The following is an 18,142-nucleotide window of genomic DNA, read 5'->3' on the forward strand; positions in this document are numbered from 1 at the left end:
CTATGCCCTTGCGCCTTGCGCTGCTTTTACTGGTTACCGGCCTTGTGGCCGGTTGCGTTTCATCGGGCCATGTCAGCCCTTTGCAAACGGATAAAGGCCGTGATGAGGCGCGAGTTGCCTATGTGCAGTTGGGCTTGGGGTACCTGCGCCAAGGCATGAGCGAGCAGGCCAAGGTGCCGTTGAAAAAGGCCCTTGAGCTGGACAGCGATGATGCCGATGCCAATGCCGCACTGGCCCAGGTATTCCAGGCCCAGGCCGAGCCTGAACTGGCCGACCGCTATTTCCACAAGGCCCTGGCTTCACGCCCTGCCGACCCACGGCTGCTGAACAACTACGGCAGTTTCCTGTTCGAGCAGAAGCGTTATGACCTGGCGTCGCGTTATTTCCAGCAGGCTGCCGCCGATACCCTCTACCCGGAGCGTTCGCGGGTGTTCGAGAACCTCGGGGTGACCTCGATGCATCTTGGCCAGCGTGACAATGCACGCCAGCACCTTGAAAAAGCCTTGCACCTGAACAGCCGCCAGCCACGGGCATTGCTCGAAATGGCTGAGTTGTCGTACGAAGACAGGCATTATGTGCCGGCACGAGACTATTACGAGCGTTTTAGCCTGCTCAGCGGGCAAAATGCACGTAGTCTATTGCTCGGTGTGCGCCTGGCGACGGTTCATGAAGAACACGACACGGCCGCACGTTTTGGCCAGCAACTCGAACGACTCTATCCCGGTACGCCGGAATATCAGCAATACCTGTCGGAGCAATGATGAAAGCCGCGCACCCGGAAGATGTAGCAGCTAATCGCGTCAACCCAGGCGAAACCTTGCGCCAGGCCCGTGAAAGCAATGGTTGGACGCTGGCGGAAGTGGCCCTCAAGCTCAATTTGACCAGCACGTCCCTGGCCAACCTGGAAGCCGGCGCGTTCGACAAGCTGCCCGGGCATACGTTTGCCCGCGGCTATATCCGCGCCTATGCCAAATTGCTGGGGATCGACCAGACCGTGCTGGTGCAGGAATTCGACCAGTTCACCGGTACCGACTCCCAGGGCAGTAACGTCCATGGCCTGGGGCGCATCGAAGAACCAACACGGGTTTCCCATACGATTTTGCGGATTGTCAGCCTGTTACTGCTGATTGCCGTGATCGGCGGCGGGTTCGTCTGGTGGCAAGACCAGGCTTCCCAACGCAGCAAAGACCTGACCAGCAACGCCATGGAGCACGTCGAAGTCGAAAGCGCCGACGGCACTACCCAGATTCATCCGCTGGATGAGCCGGAAGACCAGGCCGTTGTAGAAGCGCAGACCACGCCGCAAGCGCCGGCCACTGCCGAGCAGCCTGTGCCGGAAACCGCCACGGCACCGGCTGCGACGCCTGCGGTACCGGCTCCAGGGACTCCGACAGCGCCTGTGGCTCAGGCCCCGGCCGTACCGACACCTGCCCCCGCGCCAGCCGCACCGACAGCGCCGGCGATGTCGCCTCCCACCACCCCAGCGTTGATCGCCGGTGATGGGCGCGTACAGATTACCTTCATCGCTGACTGCTGGACGCAGGTCACCGATGGCAACGGCAAAGTGCTGTTCAGCGGTTTGAAGCGTAAGGGAGATACGCTGGACCAGGGCGGCAAGCCTCCTTTGACGCTGCGTCTGGGCTTTGCCCGTGGCGCGCAAGTGGCCTACAACGGCCAGCCTGTAGACGTGGCGCCGTTCACCAGTGGCGAGACTGCTCGCCTCAAGTTGGGACAATAGTCATGCACGGCGAATCTCCAATCAAACGTCGCGTATCGCGCAAGATCTGGGTCGGCTCTGTGCCGGTGGGCGGCGATGCCCCCATTGCAGTGCAAAGCATGACCAACAGCGACACCAACGATGTGGCAGCTACCGTGGCCCAGATCAACCGTCTGGAAGCGGCCGGTGTAGACATCGTGCGGGTTTCCGTACCGGACATGGATGCCGCCGAGGCTTTCGGCCGCATCAAGCAGCTGGTCAAGGTGCCGCTGGTTGCCGACATTCACTTCGACTACAAGATTGCGTTGCGCGTCGCCGAGTTGGGCGTGGATTGTCTGCGTATCAACCCGGGTAATATCGGTCGCGAAGACCGTGTGCGCGCCGTGGTGGATGCTGCCCGTGATCGCGGTATCCCGATCCGCATCGGCGTCAACGCCGGCTCCCTGGAAAAAGACCTGCAGAAAAAATACGGCGAGCCGACGCCGGCTGCCCTGGTCGAGTCGGCACTGCGCCATGTTGAGCACCTCGAGCGCCTGAATTTCCAGGACTTCAAGGTCAGCGTAAAGGCCTCCGACGTGTTCATGGCGGTAGAAGCCTACCGCCTGCTGGCCAAGGAAATCGTGCAGCCGTTGCACCTGGGTATCACCGAAGCGGGCGGTTTGCGCTCAGGCACAGTGAAATCTGCCGTGGGTCTCGGTATGCTGCTCGCCGAAGGGATTGGCGATACTATCCGCATCTCCCTGGCGGCAGACCCAGTAGAGGAAGTGAAGGTCGGCTACGACATTCTCAAGTCCCTGCGTTTGCGTTCCCGTGGTATCAACTTCATTGCCTGCCCGAGCTGCTCGCGGCAGAACTTCGACGTGGTGAAAACCATGAACGATTTGGAGTTGCGCCTCGAAGACCTGCTGGTGCCGCTGGATGTCGCAGTGATCGGTTGTGTGGTCAACGGGCCGGGCGAAGCCAAGGAAGCCCATGTGGGCCTGACTGGCGGTACGCCGAACCTGATTTACATCGACGGCAAGCCGTCGCAGAAACTGACGAATGACAATCTGGTGGATCAGCTGGAAAAGCTGATCCGCGAGAAAGCGGCCGAGAAGGTCGCCGCTGACGCAGCGCTGATCGCTCGCGGCTGATTGAACGAATTTAAGGATCTGATGTGAGCAAGTCTCTGCAAGCCATTCGTGGCATGAACGACATCCTGCCGGAGCAGACGCCACTGTGGCGCTACTTCGAAAGCACTGTCGCGCGTCTGTGTGATAACTACGGTTACAAGCAGATACGCACGCCGATCGTCGAGTTCACCGAGCTGTTCAAGCGCTCCATCGGTGAAGTGACCGACATCGTCGAAAAAGAGATGTACACCTTTGAAGACCGCAACGGCGACTCCCTGACCCTGCGTCCGGAAGGCACTGCCGCATGCGTGCGCGCCGTTCTGGAGCATGGCATCACCGGTGGTGGCCAGACCCAGAAAATGTGGTACATCGGCCCGATGTATCGCCACGAGCGCCCGCAGAAAGGCCGTTACCGCCAGTTCCACCAGATCGGTTGCGAAGTCTTCAACCTGGACGGCCCGGACATCGATGCCGAGCTGATCGTGCTGACCTGGCGCCTGTGGGGCCAGTTGGGCATCCGTGACGCGGTCAAGCTCGAGCTCAACAGCCTGGGCACCAGCGAATCCCGCGGGCGTTATCGCGAAGCCCTGGTCGAGTATCTGTCGGCCCACCTGGACAAACTGGACGAAGACAGCCAACGCCGTCTGAAGACCAACCCGTTGCGCGTCCTGGATACCAAGAACGCCGACACCCAGGCCGTGCTGGTCGATGCGCCGAAAATGGCTGATTACCTGGACGACGAGTCCCGGGTGCATTTCGAGGGCCTCAAGGCTCGTCTGGATGCAGCCGGTATTCCCTACGTGATCAACCCTAAGCTGGTGCGTGGCCTCGACTACTACAGCAAGACCGTGTTCGAGTGGGTCACCGACAAGCTCGGCGCACAGGGCACCGTGTGTGCCGGTGGTCGTTACGACGGCCTGGTGGAGCAAATGGGTGGCAAGCCGACCCCGGGCGTAGGTTTTGCCATGGGCATCGAGCGGCTGATCCTGCTGCTGGAAACCCTGGAGCAGGTCCCGGAAGAAATTTCCCGTCAGGTGGACGTGTACCTGTGCGCCTTCGGCGAGGCTGCCGAACTGGCGGCCCTGGCCTTGAGCGAAAAAGTACGTGACCAACTGCCCAACCTGCGCCTGCAGATCAATGCCGGCGCTGGTAGCTTCAAGAGCCAGTTCAAGAAGGCCGACAAGAGCGGTGCGCTGTATGCACTGATCCTCGGCGATGATGAGCTGGGCCAGCAAGTGATAGGTTTCAAACCCCTGCGTGGCCAGGGCGAACAACAGAACATTGCCTTTGATGCGCTCGCCGCGCACTTGGCCACCTGCGTCGTGCAGGGTTGAAGCTGTCGAACAGCCGAATTTAGCGATTAAGGAGTATTGGGGTGTCGAGTACTGATGATGAGCAACTGGCCGAGTTCAAGGACTGGTGGCAGCGTAACGGCAAGCCCCTGGTCACTGGCGGCCTGCTGGCTTTAGTGGTGGTGTTCGGCTGGCAGGCCTGGACCAAGTATCAGGCCAACCAGTCCCAAGGCGCCTCGATCGTTTATCAGCAATTGCTGGAAACCACCCTGACGCCGGACGGCAAGCCCGACCCTGCGCAGGTGGCAGACCTGGCCGGCAAGCTGAAGAACGAATTCGGCGGTAGCACCTACGCCCAGTACGGCAGCCTGTTCGTCGCGAAAGTCGCGGTCGATACCGGCAAGCTGGATGACGCCGCCACCGAACTGAAGGCCATTGCCGACAAGCCGACCAACCCGACCCTGGGTGAAATCGCACGTCAGCGCCTGGCACAGGTATTGGCGGCACAGAACAAGGCTGACGAAGCACTCAAACTGCTCGACGGCGATGCTGACAAGGCATTCGTGGCCACTCGCGAAGAGCTCAAGGGCGACCTGTTGGTCCAATTGGGTCGTACCGACGAAGCCCATGCTGCGTACCAAAAAGCCAAGGCGGCGCTGTCTGATGAAGCGGCGGTCGGTGGCTTACAAATCAAGCTCGACGACTTGGCCAAAGGGGATGCGTGACGTGATCCGTTGGAAACATGCAGCATTGCTGGCTCTGGCCGTTTTGGCCGCGGGTTGCAGCAGCAACAGCAAAAAAGAACTGCCTCCTGCCGAGCTGACCAGCTTCAAGGAAGAAGTGGTCCTGCAAAAGCAATGGAGCCGCTCCGTCGGTGATGGCCAGGGCGACCTCTACAACCTGTTGCAGCCGGCCATCGACGGCGACAACATCGTCGCCACCGACTCCACCGGCGTAGTCATTGCCATGGATCGCATGAATGGCGATGTGAAGTGGAAAAAAGACCTCGAGCTGCCGGTTTCCGGTGGTGTGGGCGTCGGCTACGGCATGGTGCTGATCGGCACGCTCAAAGGTGATGTGGTCGCACTCGACTCCAGCACCGGCGAAGAGAAATGGCGCGCTCGCGTGACCAGTGAAGTGCTCTCGGCACCGGCGACCAACGGCGATATCGTCGTGGTGCAAACCCAGGATGATCGCGTGATCGGCCTGGAGGCGTCCACCGGCGACCAGCGCTGGTTGTACGACAGTACCCCGGCGGTGTTGACCCTGCGCGGTACCAGTGGTCCGATTGTGACCAACAACCTCGCCGTTGCAGGCCTGTCGACCGGTAAAGTGGTTGCCTTGAATACCCAGAACGGCGTGCCGGCCTGGGAAACTCGTGTGGCTATCCCGCAAGGTCGTTCCGAACTGGATCGCGTCGTGGATATCGACGGTGGCTTGCTGCTGTCGGGTGAAACCCTTTACGTCGCCACCTACCAGGGCCGTGTTGCCGCACTGGACCTGCAAAGCGGTCGCGTCAACTGGCAGCGTGATGCTTCCAGCTATGCGGGTGTCGCCCAAGGGTTTGGCAGCGTCTATGTGAGCTTGGCCTCCGGCACCGTTGAAAGTGTCGATGAGCGTTCCACCACTGCACTGTGGAGCAACGACTCGCTGGCTCGCCGTCAACTGTCGGCACCGGAAGTCTTCTCCAGCTACGTCGCGGTAGGTGACTTCGAAGGCTACCTGCACCTGCTGAGCCAGGTGGACGGTCGTTTTGTAGGTCGCCAGCGTATCGACAGCGACGGCCTGCGTGCGCGTCCGCTGGTGGTGGGTAACATGCTTTATGTGTATGGCAACGGCGGCACGCTGGAAGCCCTGACCATCAAGTAAGAACTATGCTTGGGGTAACACCCAGGCGGCCCTGCTTCGGCGGGGCATGCGGCATCTGACGATGCTGCCCCGAGCACCAGCCGCTGCCCTGCAGCGGCTTTTGTATTTTCTGAAATAACGAAGTGGAGAGCCGCATGGTTCCCGTAATCGCCCTGGTGGGCCGACCTAACGTCGGCAAGTCCACCTTGTTCAACCGCCTGACCAGGACTCGCGACGCCATCGTCGGCGACTTGTCCGGTCTGACCCGTGATCGCCAATACGGTGAGGCAAAGTGGCAAGGGCGCTCCTACATTATTGTCGACACCGGTGGTATCTCCGGTGACGAGCATGGCATGGACGAAAAGATGGCCGAGCAGTCGCTGCTGGCCATTGAAGAAGCCGATGTCGTGCTGTTCCTGGTGGACGCCCGCGCCGGCTACACCGCTGCCGACCAGATGATTGGCGAGCACCTGCGCAAGCGTAACAAGCGTTCCTATCTGGTCGCCAACAAGATCGACAACATCGATCCTGAGGCGGCCCGTGCCGAATTCAGCCCGATGGGCCTGGGAGACGCGATCCCGGTCGCCGGTGCCCACGGTCGCGGCATCACCCAGATGCTGGAAATCGCCCTGCGCGATTTCCCCAAGGATGATGTCGAGGAAGAAGAGGGTGATGAAGAGATCGTTGCCGAAGGCGAGGAAGCCAAGCGCATTCCTGGCCCGAGCGAAAAAGACGGTATCAAGATCGCCATCATTGGTCGCCCGAACGTCGGCAAGTCGACCCTGGTCAACCGCATGCTCGGTGAAGACCGCGTTATCGTTTACGACCAGCCCGGCACCACTCGCGACAGTATCTACATCCCGTTCGAGCGTAACGACGAGAAGTACACGCTGATCGACACCGCGGGTGTGCGCAAGCGCGGCAAGATCCACGAAGAAGTTGAAAAGTTCTCCGTGGTCAAAACCCTGCAGGCAATCAAAGACGCCAACGTGGTGATCTTCGTGATGGACGCCCGCGAAGGCGTGGTAGACCACGATCTCAACCTGCTGGGCTTTGCCCTGGAAGCTGGTCGGGCCCTGGTTATCGCGATCAACAAGTGGGACGGCATGACGCCGAGCGAGCGCGATTTCGTCAAGATCGAGCTACAGCGCCGGTTGTTCTTCGTTGAGTTTGCCGATATCCACTTTATCTCGGCGCTGCACGGTACCGGCGTAGGCAACCTCTACGCCTCCGTACAGAACTCGTTCAAGTCTGCGGTTACCCGCTGGCCGACCAACCGCCTGACCCAGATCCTCGAAGACGCCGTGGGCGAGCACGCCCCGCCGATGGTCAACAACCGCCGGATCAAACTGCGTTACGCCCACTTAGGTGGTGCCAACCCGCCGATTATCGTGATCCACGGTAATCAGATCGAGAAGGTACCCAAGTCCTACGTGCGTTACCTGGAAAACACTTACCGCCGAGTCTTGAAACTGGTCGGTACGCCGATCCGCATCGAGTTCAAGGGTGGCGAGAACCCATACGAAGGCAACAAGAACACACTGACCGACCGTCAGGTGAACAAGAAGCGTCGTTTGATGACTCACCACAAGAAGGCCGACAAGAAGCGTCGCGACAAGAAATAGCAGGCGCTTTAAGTTGTGAGCGACAAGCTGCAAGAGAGGGCTCCTTTGGAGCCCTTTTTTGTGCGCGACCGTTTGTGCCTTGACCCGATGCAATTGGCAGCTTAAAACTTGGGGCTCACCTGCAGGGGCCTCCGATGATCACCAGCAAGCTGCCGAACGTCGGCACGACCATTTTCACCACCATGTCGCAACTCGCTGCTGAAACCGGCGCGCTCAACCTGTCCCAGGGTTTCCCGGATTTCAATGGCCCGCAAGGTTTGCTCGACGCAGTGGGCAAGCATATCGCTCTGGGTCACAACCAATACGCGCCCATGACCGGCTTGCCCGTGTTGCGTCAGCAGGTGGCCGCCAAGGTTGCTCGCAGTTATGGCGCCATAGTCAATGTCGACAGCGAGGTGACCATCACCCCTGGCGCCACTGAGGCGATCTTCTGCGCGATCCAGGCGGTGATTCGCAATGGCGATGAAGTCATCGTGTTCGACCCCAGCTACGACAGCTATGAGCCCTCGGTGGAGCTGGCCGGTGGTCGTTGCGTGCACGTGCAACTGAGCCTGGACGGTTTTGCCCTCGACTTCGAGAAGATCAAGGCGGCGCTGTCACCGCGCACCCGCATGATCATCATCAACTCGCCCCATAACCCGACTGGCGCACTGATCAGCCGTGCCGAGCTGGACCAGTTGGCCGAACTGATCCGCGACCGCGATATCTACCTGGTCAGCGATGAGGTCTACGAACACCTGGTGTTCGACGGCGTGCCCCACATCAGCGTTCTTGCCCACGAAGAGCTGTATCAGCGTGCTTTCGTGGTCAGCTCTTTCGGCAAGACCTATCACGTGACCGGCTGGAAAACCGGCTACGTGGTCGCTCCCCCGGCTCTCAGCGCCGAACTGCGCAAGGTGCATCAATATGTCAACTTCTGCGGCGTGACGCCTTTGCAGTACGCTTTGGCAGACTTCATGGCCGAGCACCCGGAGCACGTTGAAGAACTGCCGGCGTTTTACCAAGCCAAGCGTGACTTGTTCTGCGACCTGCTGGCACCGTCCCGCTTCAGCTTTACCCGGGTGGCCGGCACTTACTTTCAACTGGTGGATTACTCGCAGATTCGGCCGGACCTGGATGACGTTGCCATGTCGCTGTGGATGACCCGCGAACACGGCGTGGCAACCATTCCTGTCTCGGTGTTCTACCAGCACCCACCCCAAGGCCAGCGCCTGGTGCGCTTGTGCTTTGCCAAACGCGAGGAGACGCTGCAACAGGCGGCGGAAAAACTATGCGTGATCTGAGTGCACTACCGAACCTCAACGTCGCCCTGATCCAGACCAGCCTGGTATGGCATGACCGCCAGGCCAACCTCGAGCATTTTCAACTGCTGCTGGAACAAGCCAATGGCGCCGATCTGATCGTGCTGCCGGAAATGTTTACCACCGGTTTCTCCATGGAGTCGGCCACCCTGGCCGAGCCGGAAAATGGCCTGACCCATCAATGGCTCCAGGCGCAGGCGGCTAAATACAACGCGGTGATCACCGGTAGCGTGATTATCCAGACCGCCGATGGCAGCCATCGCAACCGCTTGCTGTGGGCCAGGCCGGATGGCGAGGTGCTGCATTACGACAAGCGCCACCTGTTCCGCATGGCCGGCGAACACCATCACTACACCCCCGGCGAGCGCCAGGTGCAGTTTGAGTTGAAGGGCTGGCGTATTCGTCCGCTGATCTGCTACGACCTGCGCTTCCCGGTATGGAGCCGGGATGCCCAGGACACTGACCTGCTGCTGTACACCGCCAATTGGCCCGGTGCGCGGCGTCAGCATTGGAACCGGTTGTTGCCGGCGCGGGCGATTGAGAACCTGTGTTACGTGGCGGCGGTGAACCGGGTGGGCACCGACGGCAAGGGTTTTGTCTACACCGGCGATAGCCAGGTATTGGATTTCCAGGGTGAGACTTTGTTGAGTGCGGGGGAGGCGGATGGGGTGTTCCAGGTAATCCTGGATGCGGCGGAGTTGTCTGCTTATCGGACCCGGTTCCCGGCGAATCTGGATGCCGATAGCTTTCAGTTTGTCTGATAGACCGCTATCGGGGGCAAGCCCCCTCCCACATTTGAATGTATTCGCAAATCAAAGTGGGAGGGGGCTTGCCCCCGATGAGGCCATCAGCAACACCATAGCCCCCAAGTAAAAAGGCCCCTGGATTCGCATCCAGAGGCCTTTTGCATTTCAGCAATCAAGTTACGCCGCTTTGGCTTCCAACTGGCTCAACGAACGGTTCAGCGCACTGAACAGCGCCTTGAAGCTGGCTGTAGTGATGTTTTCATCGATACCCACACCATGCACCGGACGCTCGCCATTCACACGCAGTTCAATGTAGGCCGCCGCCTTGGCGTTGGTGCCTGCACCGATCGCATGCTCGTTGTAGTCCATGATCTCCACGCCAATCGGCAGGCCAGCCACCAAGGCTTCCAGCGCACCGTTGCCTTTGCCTTTCCAGTGGAGGTTGGTTTCGCCCTGGCCTTTGCCGGACACTTCTACTTCGACAAAGCTGTTGCCGTTCTCTTCCTGCAGGCGATGGCTGACCAATGCATACGGCGTGTTGGCTTGCAGGTACTCACGCTGCAGCAAGGCGTAGATCTGCGGTGCGGTCATTTCCAGGCCAACGCGGTCGGTCTCGGCCTGTACCACCTGGCTGAATTCGATCTGCATGCGGCGTGGCAAGCTGATGTCGTATTCCTGCTCCAGCAGGTAGGCGATGCCGCCTTTGCCCGACTGGCTGTTCACGCGGATCACGGCTTCGTAGCTGCGGCCAATGTCGGCCGGGTCGATCGGCAGGTACGGTACTTCCCACAGCGCATCGTCTTTCTGCTGGGCGAAGCCCTTGCGGATCGCGTCCTGGTGGGAGCCGGAGAACGCGGTGTGGACCAGGTCGCCCACATATGGGTGACGCGGGTGCACCTGGATCTGGTTGCACTCTTCGACGACCTTGCGCACGCCGTCGATATCGGAAAAGTCCAGTTCGGGGTTAACCCCCTGGGTGTAGAGGTTCAGCGCCACGGTCACCAGGTCGACGTTGCCGGTACGCTCGCCGTTGCCGAACAGGCAGCCCTCGACACGGTCGGCGCCGGCCATCAGGCCCAGCTCGGTGGCGGCCACGCCAGTGCCACGGTCGTTGTGGGTGTGCAGGCTGATGATCACGCTGTCGCGACGGTTGATATGGCGACCGAACCATTCGATCTGGTCGGCATAGATGTTCGGCGTGGCGCATTCAACCGTGGCCGGCAGGTTGAGGATCATCTTGTGCTCGGGCGTCGGGTTCCACACGTCGATAACGGCGTCGCAGACTTCCTTGGCGAACTCCAGCTCAGTGGCGCTGAAGGTCTCTGGGGAATATTCGAAGGTCCACTGGGTTTCCGGCTGCTGGGCAGCGTACTTGACAAACAGCTTGGCCGCGTTGACCGCGATGGCCTTGATGCCGTCCTTGTCCTGGTTGAACACAATGCGGCGAAACGACGGTGACGTAGCGTTGTACAAGTGCACGATGGCCTTCTTGGCACCGCGCAGGGATTCAAAGGTACGTGCGATCAAGTCTTCACGGCCCTGGGTCAGCACCTGGATGGTGGTGTCCTCGGGGATGTGGTTGTCTTCGATCAGGGTGCGCACGAAATCGAAATCGGTTTGCGAGGCGGCCGGGAACGACGCTTCGATTTCCTTTACGCCAACCGCGACCAGGGTCTTCCAGAAGCGCAGTTTTTTCGCGGCGTCCATCGGCTCGATCAACGATTGGTTGCCATCACGCAGGTCGGAACTGCACCAGATGGGCGCGGTGGTGATGGTCTTCGATGGCCAGGTGCGGTCCGGGATATCGATAGTCGGGAACGCGCGGTATTTGGAAGACGGGTCTTTGAGCATGCTCATCGGGGAATCCTTTGTGTAGGGGCCGAGAAGAGGCGGCCTGCCATGGAACTGTTATTGGGGATAAAGCTTAGGGCGAGGCAGATCGATTCAGCCTGGCAGTCGTGCGCTGACGAGGCACAGGCTGCGGTGCTGGCGAAGCTGAATGAGGGTGTGAGAGGTTTTCATAAGCCCAACCCTAACCGCAGGGGTGAAAGATGGCAAGCAGCCGATAAAATTTGAGATAAGTTCTGCTCTGTACGGAATAAACGAGATTTTATGCCAGGTTTGAAGTCGGTAGCTGGTTTTAATTGCGCAGCGGTGATAGGGCGCGCAATCGTGTGTTTCAGGGTTGGAATGCGCCTATAAAGATCGCCGGGTCAACCCGTGCATCGTTCAGGCTGACGTTCCAATGCATGTGCGGCCCCGTCGCCCGTCCGGTCGAACCCACTTTGCCTACGACCGCACCGCGCACCAGTTGCTGGCCCACCTTCACGTCGATCTTCGACATATGGCAGAACATGCTGATAAAGCCTTGGCCATGGTCGACGAACACTGTGTTGCCATTGAAGAAGTAGTTGCCAACCAGAATCACCTTGCCGTTCGCGGGCGTCTTGATCGGCGTACCGGCCGGCACGGCGAAGTCGAGGCCCGAATGCGGGTTGCGCTCTTCGCCGTTGAAGAAGCGACGCACCCCGAACTTGCTCGACAATGGGCCGTTCACCGGTTTGTCCAGCACCAGGTTGCTCGGCAGGGTGGGGCTGAAACTGCGGTAAGCCTTGAGCTGTACCGCCAGCTCGCCTTCGATGCGCTTGAGCTGGGCCGGGTCAGGGTTGACCTGGCTTTTATTCTTCAGCGTGATGCGCTGCTCCGGGTACTTCTTGTAACCGACGATAAACGGCAAGTTGCGCCCGCCGCTGCTGATGCGCTCGTTACCGGGCCTGACCGTCAACGGGATACCGACGATGGCTAGCCAGTTGTCCTGTTCTTTGACCACCAGTACGGGTTTGCCTTGGTATGTGGCTTTGGGCGCCGTGGCGGCAGGTCCCAGTTCGACCACCGCCACGCCACCGGGCACCGGCTTGTTCAAGGTGCGGGTGATATAGCTCTCAGCGTGGGCGTTAACGGCCAGGCACAACAACAGCAACAAGCTCAATAGACGTGGCATCAATCAATCCAGTAGCGAAAGGGTGACGGGTGTCAGGTGATTGTCTTCCACCCGCACTTGCAGTTGACCTTCACCCAGGCGTGCGGTCAGGCGCTGGCCGGTGTGGGTTTGTGCGGCATTGCGAATGGCCTGGCCGCGTTCGTCGAGCAGGATGCTGTAGCCACGACCCAGGGTTGCCAACGGGCTGACCACCTGCAACGTCTGCACCTGGCTTTGCAGTTGCAGGCGTCGCGCCTTGAGGCCTTCGCGCATGGCACGAGGCAGGCGTTCGGCGAGGCTGTCCAGGCGCTGGCGCAACAGCGCCAGTTGGCGCCCCGGATGCTGGCCGGCGAGGCGGGTTTCCAGGCGGATCAGACGCTCGCGACGGGTATTGAGGCTGCGCTCGAAGGCGCGGCGCAGGCGCATGTCCAGGTCATCCAGGCGCTGGGCCTGCTGGCGCAAACGCTCGCCCGGGTGACGCAGGCGCCGGGCCATGCCTTCCAGGCGCAGGCGGTCGTGGGTCAACCGGTTGCGCATCAGCATCACCAGGCGGCGGTGCAGGTTGTCGACCTGGCGCACCAGGTGGCTGGCGTCCGGTGCGAGCAACTCGGCGGCGGCAGAGGGCGTAGGCGCACGCACGTCCGCGACAAAATCGCAGATGGACACATCGGTTTCATGGCCGACGGCACTGACGATGGGCGTAACGCAGGCGTCCACCGCCCGGGCCACGGCTTCCTCGTTGAAGCACCAAAGATCTTCCAGCGAGCCGCCGCCACGGGCCAGGATCAACGCGTCGAAACCACGCGCGTCGGCCAGTTTCAATGCGCGCACAATCTGCGCGATGGCTTCGCGGCCCTGCACGGCGGTGGGGATCAAGGTCAGTTCAATGTTCGGCGCCCGGCGGCGGAACACACTGATGATGTCGCGAATCACCGCGCCGGTCGGCGAACTGATGATGCCGATACGCCGAGGGTGCGCGGGCAGTGGCACCTTACGCTCGGCGCTGAACAGGCCCTCGGCACTGAGCTTTTCCTTCAAGGCGTCGAAGGCCAGTCGCAGCGCGCCATCACCGGCAGGTTCCACCGTATCGAGAATCAGCTGGTAGTCACCGCGGCCCTCGAACAACGAGACCTTGCCGCGCACCTTGACCGCCAGGCCGTCCTTCAACGCCTGGCGCACCCGTGCCGCGTTATTGCGAAACAGCGCGCAACGCACCTGGGCGCCGCTGTCCTTGAGGGTGAAATACACATGGCCGGAGGCCGGGCGGGCGAGGTTGGAGATCTCGCCTTCGACCCAGATATTAGTGAACACGTCTTCCAGCAACACCCGCGCACGGCCGTTGAGCTGGCTGACAGTCAGGACTTCGCGGTCCAGGCCCAGGCGGGCAAAGGGATCTTTAATCATGGGCGGCAGTTTATAGGCATTCGTGCAGGGTTTGACAGAACTGCTCCACCAGCGTGCTCGGCAGTTGCGCGCAGGCCAAGGCTACGGTGCTGTGACAGTCCGGGTCGGCCAGGGACAAGAAGTGCAGGTTCGCAGGGGCGATGTCCTGCATGGACTTGGGTAGCAGGGCAATGCCGAAGCCGGCCTGGATCAATTGCAACTGCGTAGTTTTGCGAGACATCACTCGCGCCGCCCTGGGGAAAAAACCGGCGCGCATGCATAGCTCTGCCGACAGATAACTCAGCCCGCCACGTTGAGGATGAGGGATCGAGATAAACGCTTCATCCTTGAGCCGGGCCAATTCCACCGGTGTGGTGCTGTGTGCCAATGGGTGATTCGGCGGTACCGCCAACACCAACGACTCAGTGTACAACGGCACCACGCGCACGCCTTCGCGCTGGCGCAACACCGGCAAGCGCAACAGGCCGACGTCCAGGCGACCGTCGGCGATTTCTTCCAGTTGGGCCTCGGAGGAGAGTTTGGCGATATCCATCGACACTCCGGGGCAGCGTTCCAGCCAGGTGCTGATGCCTTGCAGTAGCGCGCCGCTCATCGGCACGGTGCTCGAATGACTCAGGCGCAAGGTGCCGAGTTGGCCATTGCCCACCTGCATGGCCATTTCGCTGGCCTTGAGCAGCTCACTCAACAGATTGCGCGCCCGGGGATAAAAGGCTTCACCGGCCGCCGTCAGTCGCGGCTGGCGAGCGGTGCGCTCGAACAAGGGGGTCTGCAGTTGGTTTTCCAGCGCCTTGATCTGCCGGCTCAAGGCCGACTGCGCCACGAACAGACGCTCGGCGGCGGCGCTGAAGCTGCCGCTGTCGACGATTTCGACGAAGTAACGCAGTTGCCGGTTAGAAATCACGGGTCATGCCTTTTCGAGATGGCTGGATGGCTTTGAAGATATTAGTCGCAACACTCCATCATGGCTAAAGTGAAGGTCAGGTCTTTCAAGGAATAACCCATGAGCGCGGTTGAGTGGATGAGTCAGTGGTCGTTCGGCGCGGTGGATTGGCTGGTGATCGGCCTGGGCATTGTGGTGGCCTATATCGTGTTTGGCATCGCCGGCTTCGGCACGGCGTTGGTGGCGGGGCCGCTCCTGCTGATGTTTATGCCGCTGTCGAAGATCATCCCGCTGCTGGTGCTGCTGGATTTCGTCGCGGCGTTTGGCGGCCTGTTGCAAACGCGACGGGAGGTGAGTACGCCGGAGCTGCTGCGATTGCTGCCGTGCATGGCGATAGGCTGCACCCTGGGCGTGGTGTTTTTGCTCAATCTGCATTCGGATCTGCTACTGCTGTTGATGGGGTTGTTTATCAGTGCCTACGCCCTTTATAGCCTGGCGGTAAAAGCCCGGCCGACACAGCTGGCGGCGGGTTGGTCGATCCCCATGGGCACGGTGGGCGGCTTGTTTGGTGCGTTGTTTGGCAGTGGCGGCTTTTTATATGCCATTTATCTCAATAGCCGATTATCCAAGGACGCGGCGCGGGCCACACAAAGTGCGCTGATCAGTTGCAGCACGGTGGTGCGCCTGAGTTTGTTTCTGATTGCCGGGGTATACGCGGATCTGCCCTTGTTGATGTTGGCGGTTTGCCTGTTGCCGGCGATGGCCCTGGGATTGTGGTGTGGACGCAGGCTGACGATGCGCATGTCTCGTGAGGCGTTTGTGCGTTTGGTGACCTGGTTGGTGCTGGCCAGTGGTATTGCGTTGATCGGGCGGTATTTGAGCACTTGACCTGTGTGGAGCAGGGATTAAGCTGCCAGCCTTCAGGGCGCCATCGGGGGCAAGCCCCCTCCCACCTTTGAAGGCATTCACAATTCAAAATGTGGGAGGGGGCTTGCCCCCGATGGCGTCAGACGGCACACCGCAGGACTCCCATGAACTCCCAAAGCATCCTCGTCCCGAAAATTTCGACCTTGCCGGTCCACGAACCCCGCGCCCGGGCAATCGTGCGCTGGCTGGTGCGCAAGAACATCATCAAGGAAGAGCTCACCACTTGCGGTCGTACCGGTAACCGCATGGCCTACGCCCTGGCCGATGGCGCCCGCGCCGTGGTGCTGCACCCCGAGGCGCTGCCGTTCAACGAGCCGGTAAATGGCCTGGAGATCATCTACAAACGTTGCATCTATACGCCGGCCAAGGGCTTTCTCGAAGAGGCAGGTTGCCCGGAATGCCTCAAGGAAGTCGGCGAGGCGCTGTTTGAAAGCCTGGAAGACTGGATGCCTGGCCACACCGATAACTTCACCTGCCCGTTATGTGGGCATGAGGACGACATCAACGGCTTCCTGTTCCTGCAGGAGTGCGGTTTTTCCAACCTGGGCTTCATCTTCAACAACTGGGCGGAGGCGGGCTTCAAGCAGAGCTTTATCGACGAGTTTGCCGATTGGCTGGACCAGAAGGTCAGTTGGGTCAAAGTCGAGCTATAACCCTGATCAAATTACCCATCTATCAGTAATACCAAGTTTGTCAGAGTTTTACATTGAGCCTGGCAGGGTGCATGTATATAATGGCGCGCTTCCATTTTCCCGCTCGGGAGCCCCCGCGATGCTGCGTATCAGCCAAGAAGCTCTGACATTCGACGACATTCTCCTAGTGCCCGGTTATTCCGAGGTGCTTCCTAACGAAGTCAGTCTCAAGACCCGCCTAACCCGTGGCATCGAGCTGAATATTCCCCTGGTTTCCGCTGCCATGGACACCGTCACCGAAGCCCGTCTGGCCATTGCCATGGCTCAGGAAGGCGGCATCGGCATCATCCACAAGAACATGACCATCGAGCAGCAAGCTGCCGAAGTGCGCAAGGTCAAGCGTTACGAAGCCGGTGTGGTGAAAGATCCGATCACCATCGAGGCCGACGCCACCGTGCGCGACCTGTTCGACCTCACGCGCCTGCACAATATCTCCGGCGTCCCGGTGCTGCACGATGGCGACCTGGTCGGCATCGTCACTTCCCGTGACGTGCGTTTCGAGAACCGCCTTGAAGTCACCGTCCGCGAAGTGATGACGCCTAAAGAGCGCCTCGTCACTGTCAAGGAAGGCGCCGACAAGAACGATGTGCGCGAACTGCTGCACAAGCACCGCATCGAGCGCGTGCTGATCGTCGACGACAAGTTTGCCCTCAAAGGCATGATGACCGTCAACGACATCGAAAAAGCCAAGGCTTACCCGCTGGCCAGCAAGGATGACCAAGGTCGTCTGCGTGTTGGTGCTGCCGTGGGTACCGGTAAAGACACCGGCGACCGCGTTTCGGCCCTGGTTGCTGCCGGTGTTGACGTGGTGGTGGTCGACACTGCCCACGGTCACTCCAAGGGCGTGATCGACCGCGTGCGCTGGGTCAAGCAGAACTTCCCTGACGTGCAGGTGATCGGCGGCAACATCGCCACCGGCGCTGCGGCCAAGGCCCTGGCCGAAGCCGGCGCCGATGCGGTCAAGGTTGGTATCGGCCCTGGCTCGATCTGCACCACGCGTATCGTCGCCGGTGTGGGCGTGCCGCAGATCAGCGCCATCGCCAACGTCGCCGCTGCCCTTGAAGGCACGGGCGTGCCGTTGATCGCCGACGGCGGCATCCGTTTCTCCGGTGACCTGTCCAAGGCCATCGTTGCCGGAGCCTCCTGCGTGATGATGGGCTCGATGTTCGCCGGTACCGAAGAAGCGCCAGGCGAGATCGAACTGTTCCAGGGCCGTTCGTACAAGGCTTACCGCGGCATGGGTTCGCTGGGGGCCATGTCCCAGGCGCAAGGCTCTTCCGATCGTTACTTCCAGGACTCCTCGGCAGGCGCCGAGAAGCTCGTCCCGGAAGGCATCGAAGGCCGTGTGCCGTACAAAGGCACCCTGAGCGCGATCATCCATCAACTGATGGGCGGTCTGCGTTCCTCGATGGGCTACACCGGCAGCGCCGACATCGAAGAAATGCGCACCAAGCCAGAGTTCGTACGGATCACCGGCGCCGGCATGGCTGAATCCCATGTCCACGACGTGCAGATCACCAAGGAAGCGCCAAACTACCGCGTAGGTTGAGGCTTCCAGCAAAACGTTAAGTAACCGGGGCTGTTCTTTCAGCCCCGAGTTGTTTCTGATTCATTAGAC

General features: G+C 60.5%; 16 protein-coding genes. 12 read left to right on the top strand and 4 right to left on the bottom strand.

The genetic code is table 11. The features are described 5' to 3' along the window. The first annotated feature begins 2 nt into the window (after window positions 1-2). The 9 genes from pilW to TU73_RS16890 all read left to right on the top strand — a co-directional run bounded on the left by pilW (window position 3) and on the right by TU73_RS16890 (window position 9,656). Window positions 3-761, top strand: coding sequence for a type IV pilus biogenesis/stability protein PilW (pilW, locus tag TU73_RS16850; RefSeq protein ID WP_057013171.1), 759 nt, complete (start codon window positions 3-5; stop codon window positions 759-761). Further along, a complete protein-coding gene (locus TU73_RS16855) occupies window positions 761-1,738 on the top strand; it encodes a RodZ domain-containing protein (RefSeq protein WP_057013172.1) in 978 nt (325 codons plus the stop codon). The genes pilW and TU73_RS16855 overlap by 1 nt, the downstream gene beginning before the upstream one ends. Window positions 1,739-1,740: 2 nt before the next feature. After that, window positions 1,741-2,850 (top strand): flavodoxin-dependent (E)-4-hydroxy-3-methylbut-2-enyl-diphosphate synthase, encoded by a 1,110-nt coding sequence (gene ispG / locus TU73_RS16860; protein ID WP_034115889.1) that lies wholly within the window; start codon window positions 1,741-1,743, stop codon window positions 2,848-2,850. Between the two features lie 23 nt (window positions 2,851-2,873). Next, window positions 2,874-4,163 carry a histidine--tRNA ligase gene (hisS, locus tag TU73_RS16865; RefSeq protein WP_057013173.1) on the top strand — a complete coding sequence of 430 codons (1,290 nt, stop codon included), beginning with the start codon at window positions 2,874-2,876 and terminating at the stop codon, window positions 4,161-4,163. 41 nt (window positions 4,164-4,204) lie between these two features. Further along, entirely contained in the window at window positions 4,205-4,846 is a 642-nt protein-coding gene (locus TU73_RS16870; protein ID WP_003194010.1) for a YfgM family protein, read from the top strand. Beyond that, window positions 4,839-5,990 carry an outer membrane protein assembly factor BamB gene (gene bamB / locus TU73_RS16875; protein ID WP_057013174.1) on the top strand — a complete coding sequence of 384 codons (1,152 nt, stop codon included), beginning with the start codon at window positions 4,839-4,841 and terminating at the stop codon, window positions 5,988-5,990. Before TU73_RS16870 ends, bamB begins: the two co-directional genes overlap by 8 nt. A 134-nt stretch (window positions 5,991-6,124) precedes the next feature. Further along, window positions 6,125-7,594: a ribosome biogenesis GTPase Der gene (gene der / locus TU73_RS16880; protein ID WP_046069439.1), complete on the top strand. Its 1,470-nt coding sequence runs from the start codon at window positions 6,125-6,127 to the stop codon at window positions 7,592-7,594. 134 nt (window positions 7,595-7,728) lie between these two features. After that, window positions 7,729-8,877: a pyridoxal phosphate-dependent aminotransferase gene (locus TU73_RS16885; protein WP_057013175.1), complete on the top strand. Its 1,149-nt coding sequence runs from the start codon at window positions 7,729-7,731 to the stop codon at window positions 8,875-8,877. Continuing rightward, window positions 8,865-9,656 carry an amidohydrolase gene (locus TU73_RS16890; RefSeq protein WP_057013176.1) on the top strand — a complete coding sequence of 264 codons (792 nt, stop codon included), beginning with the start codon at window positions 8,865-8,867 and terminating at the stop codon, window positions 9,654-9,656. The genes TU73_RS16885 and TU73_RS16890 overlap by 13 nt, the downstream gene beginning before the upstream one ends. Window positions 9,657-9,818: 162 nt before the next feature. Here TU73_RS16890 and leuA read toward each other — a convergent pair whose 3' ends face one another. The 4 genes from leuA to TU73_RS16910 form a co-directional block, all read right to left on the bottom strand. Beyond that, the gene (leuA, locus tag TU73_RS16895; RefSeq protein ID WP_057013177.1) at window positions 9,819-11,498 is read right to left on the bottom strand and encodes a 2-isopropylmalate synthase; all 1,680 of its coding nucleotides are present in this window, start codon (window positions 11,496-11,498) and stop codon (window positions 9,819-9,821) included. A gap of 322 nt (window positions 11,499-11,820) precedes the next feature. Continuing rightward, complete coding sequence (locus TU73_RS16900) at window positions 11,821-12,642, bottom strand: M23 family metallopeptidase (RefSeq protein WP_057013178.1); 822 nt, start codon at window positions 12,640-12,642, stop codon at window positions 11,821-11,823. A gap of 3 nt (window positions 12,643-12,645) precedes the next feature. Beyond that, a complete protein-coding gene (gene xseA, locus TU73_RS16905; RefSeq protein ID WP_057013179.1) occupies window positions 12,646-14,025 on the bottom strand; it encodes an exodeoxyribonuclease VII large subunit in 1,380 nt (459 codons plus the stop codon). 10 nt (window positions 14,026-14,035) lie between these two features. Next, complete coding sequence (locus tag TU73_RS16910; RefSeq protein WP_057013180.1) at window positions 14,036-14,926, bottom strand: LysR family transcriptional regulator; 891 nt, start codon at window positions 14,924-14,926, stop codon at window positions 14,036-14,038. Between the two features lie 99 nt (window positions 14,927-15,025). Between TU73_RS16910 and TU73_RS16915 the strand changes: the two genes are divergently transcribed. The 3 genes from TU73_RS16915 to guaB all read left to right on the top strand — a co-directional run bounded on the left by TU73_RS16915 (window position 15,026) and on the right by guaB (window position 18,073). Then, window positions 15,026-15,793 (top strand): sulfite exporter TauE/SafE family protein, encoded by a 768-nt coding sequence (locus TU73_RS16915; RefSeq protein ID WP_057013181.1) that lies wholly within the window; start codon window positions 15,026-15,028, stop codon window positions 15,791-15,793. A 143-nt stretch (window positions 15,794-15,936) separates the two neighbouring features. Continuing rightward, the gene (locus TU73_RS16920) at window positions 15,937-16,485 is read left to right on the top strand and encodes a hypothetical protein (RefSeq protein ID WP_057013182.1); all 549 of its coding nucleotides are present in this window, start codon (window positions 15,937-15,939) and stop codon (window positions 16,483-16,485) included. Between the two features lie 118 nt (window positions 16,486-16,603). Then, window positions 16,604-18,073 carry an IMP dehydrogenase gene (gene guaB / locus TU73_RS16925; protein ID WP_016977684.1) on the top strand — a complete coding sequence of 490 codons (1,470 nt, stop codon included), beginning with the start codon at window positions 16,604-16,606 and terminating at the stop codon, window positions 18,071-18,073. The last annotated feature ends 69 nt before the right edge of the window (window positions 18,074-18,142 follow it).

The sequence above is a fragment of the Pseudomonas libanensis genome, from assembly GCF_001439685.1.
GTDB classification, from domain to species: domain Bacteria; phylum Pseudomonadota; class Gammaproteobacteria; order Pseudomonadales; family Pseudomonadaceae; genus Aquipseudomonas; species Aquipseudomonas libanensis.

Excerpts from the sequence above, each read along its gene's own strand:
- pilW (WP_057013171.1), top strand. The coding sequence starts at position 3 with ATGCCCTTGCGCCTTGCGCTGCTTTTACTGGTTACCGGCCTTGTGGCC.
- bamB (WP_057013174.1), top strand. The coding sequence starts at position 4,839 with ATGCGTGACGTGATCCGTTGGAAACATGCAGCATTGCTGGCTCTGGCC.
- TU73_RS16855 (WP_057013172.1), top strand. The coding sequence starts at position 761 with ATGAAAGCCGCGCACCCGGAAGATGTAGCAGCTAATCGCGTCAACCCA.
- leuA (WP_057013177.1), bottom strand. The coding sequence starts at position 11,498 with ATGAGCATGCTCAAAGACCCGTCTTCCAAATACCGCGCGTTCCCGACT.
- TU73_RS16900 (WP_057013178.1), bottom strand. The coding sequence starts at position 12,642 with ATGCCACGTCTATTGAGCTTGTTGCTGTTGTTGTGCCTGGCCGTTAAC.
- TU73_RS16915 (WP_057013181.1), top strand. The coding sequence starts at position 15,026 with ATGAGCGCGGTTGAGTGGATGAGTCAGTGGTCGTTCGGCGCGGTGGAT.
- der (WP_046069439.1), top strand. The coding sequence starts at position 6,125 with ATGGTTCCCGTAATCGCCCTGGTGGGCCGACCTAACGTCGGCAAGTCC.
- ispG (WP_034115889.1), top strand. The coding sequence starts at position 1,741 with ATGCACGGCGAATCTCCAATCAAACGTCGCGTATCGCGCAAGATCTGG.
- TU73_RS16885 (WP_057013175.1), top strand. The coding sequence starts at position 7,729 with ATGATCACCAGCAAGCTGCCGAACGTCGGCACGACCATTTTCACCACC.
- xseA (WP_057013179.1), bottom strand. The coding sequence starts at position 14,025 with ATGATTAAAGATCCCTTTGCCCGCCTGGGCCTGGACCGCGAAGTCCTG.
- TU73_RS16890 (WP_057013176.1), top strand. The coding sequence starts at position 8,865 with ATGCGTGATCTGAGTGCACTACCGAACCTCAACGTCGCCCTGATCCAG.
- guaB (WP_016977684.1), top strand. The coding sequence starts at position 16,604 with ATGCTGCGTATCAGCCAAGAAGCTCTGACATTCGACGACATTCTCCTA.
- TU73_RS16920 (WP_057013182.1), top strand. The coding sequence starts at position 15,937 with ATGAACTCCCAAAGCATCCTCGTCCCGAAAATTTCGACCTTGCCGGTC.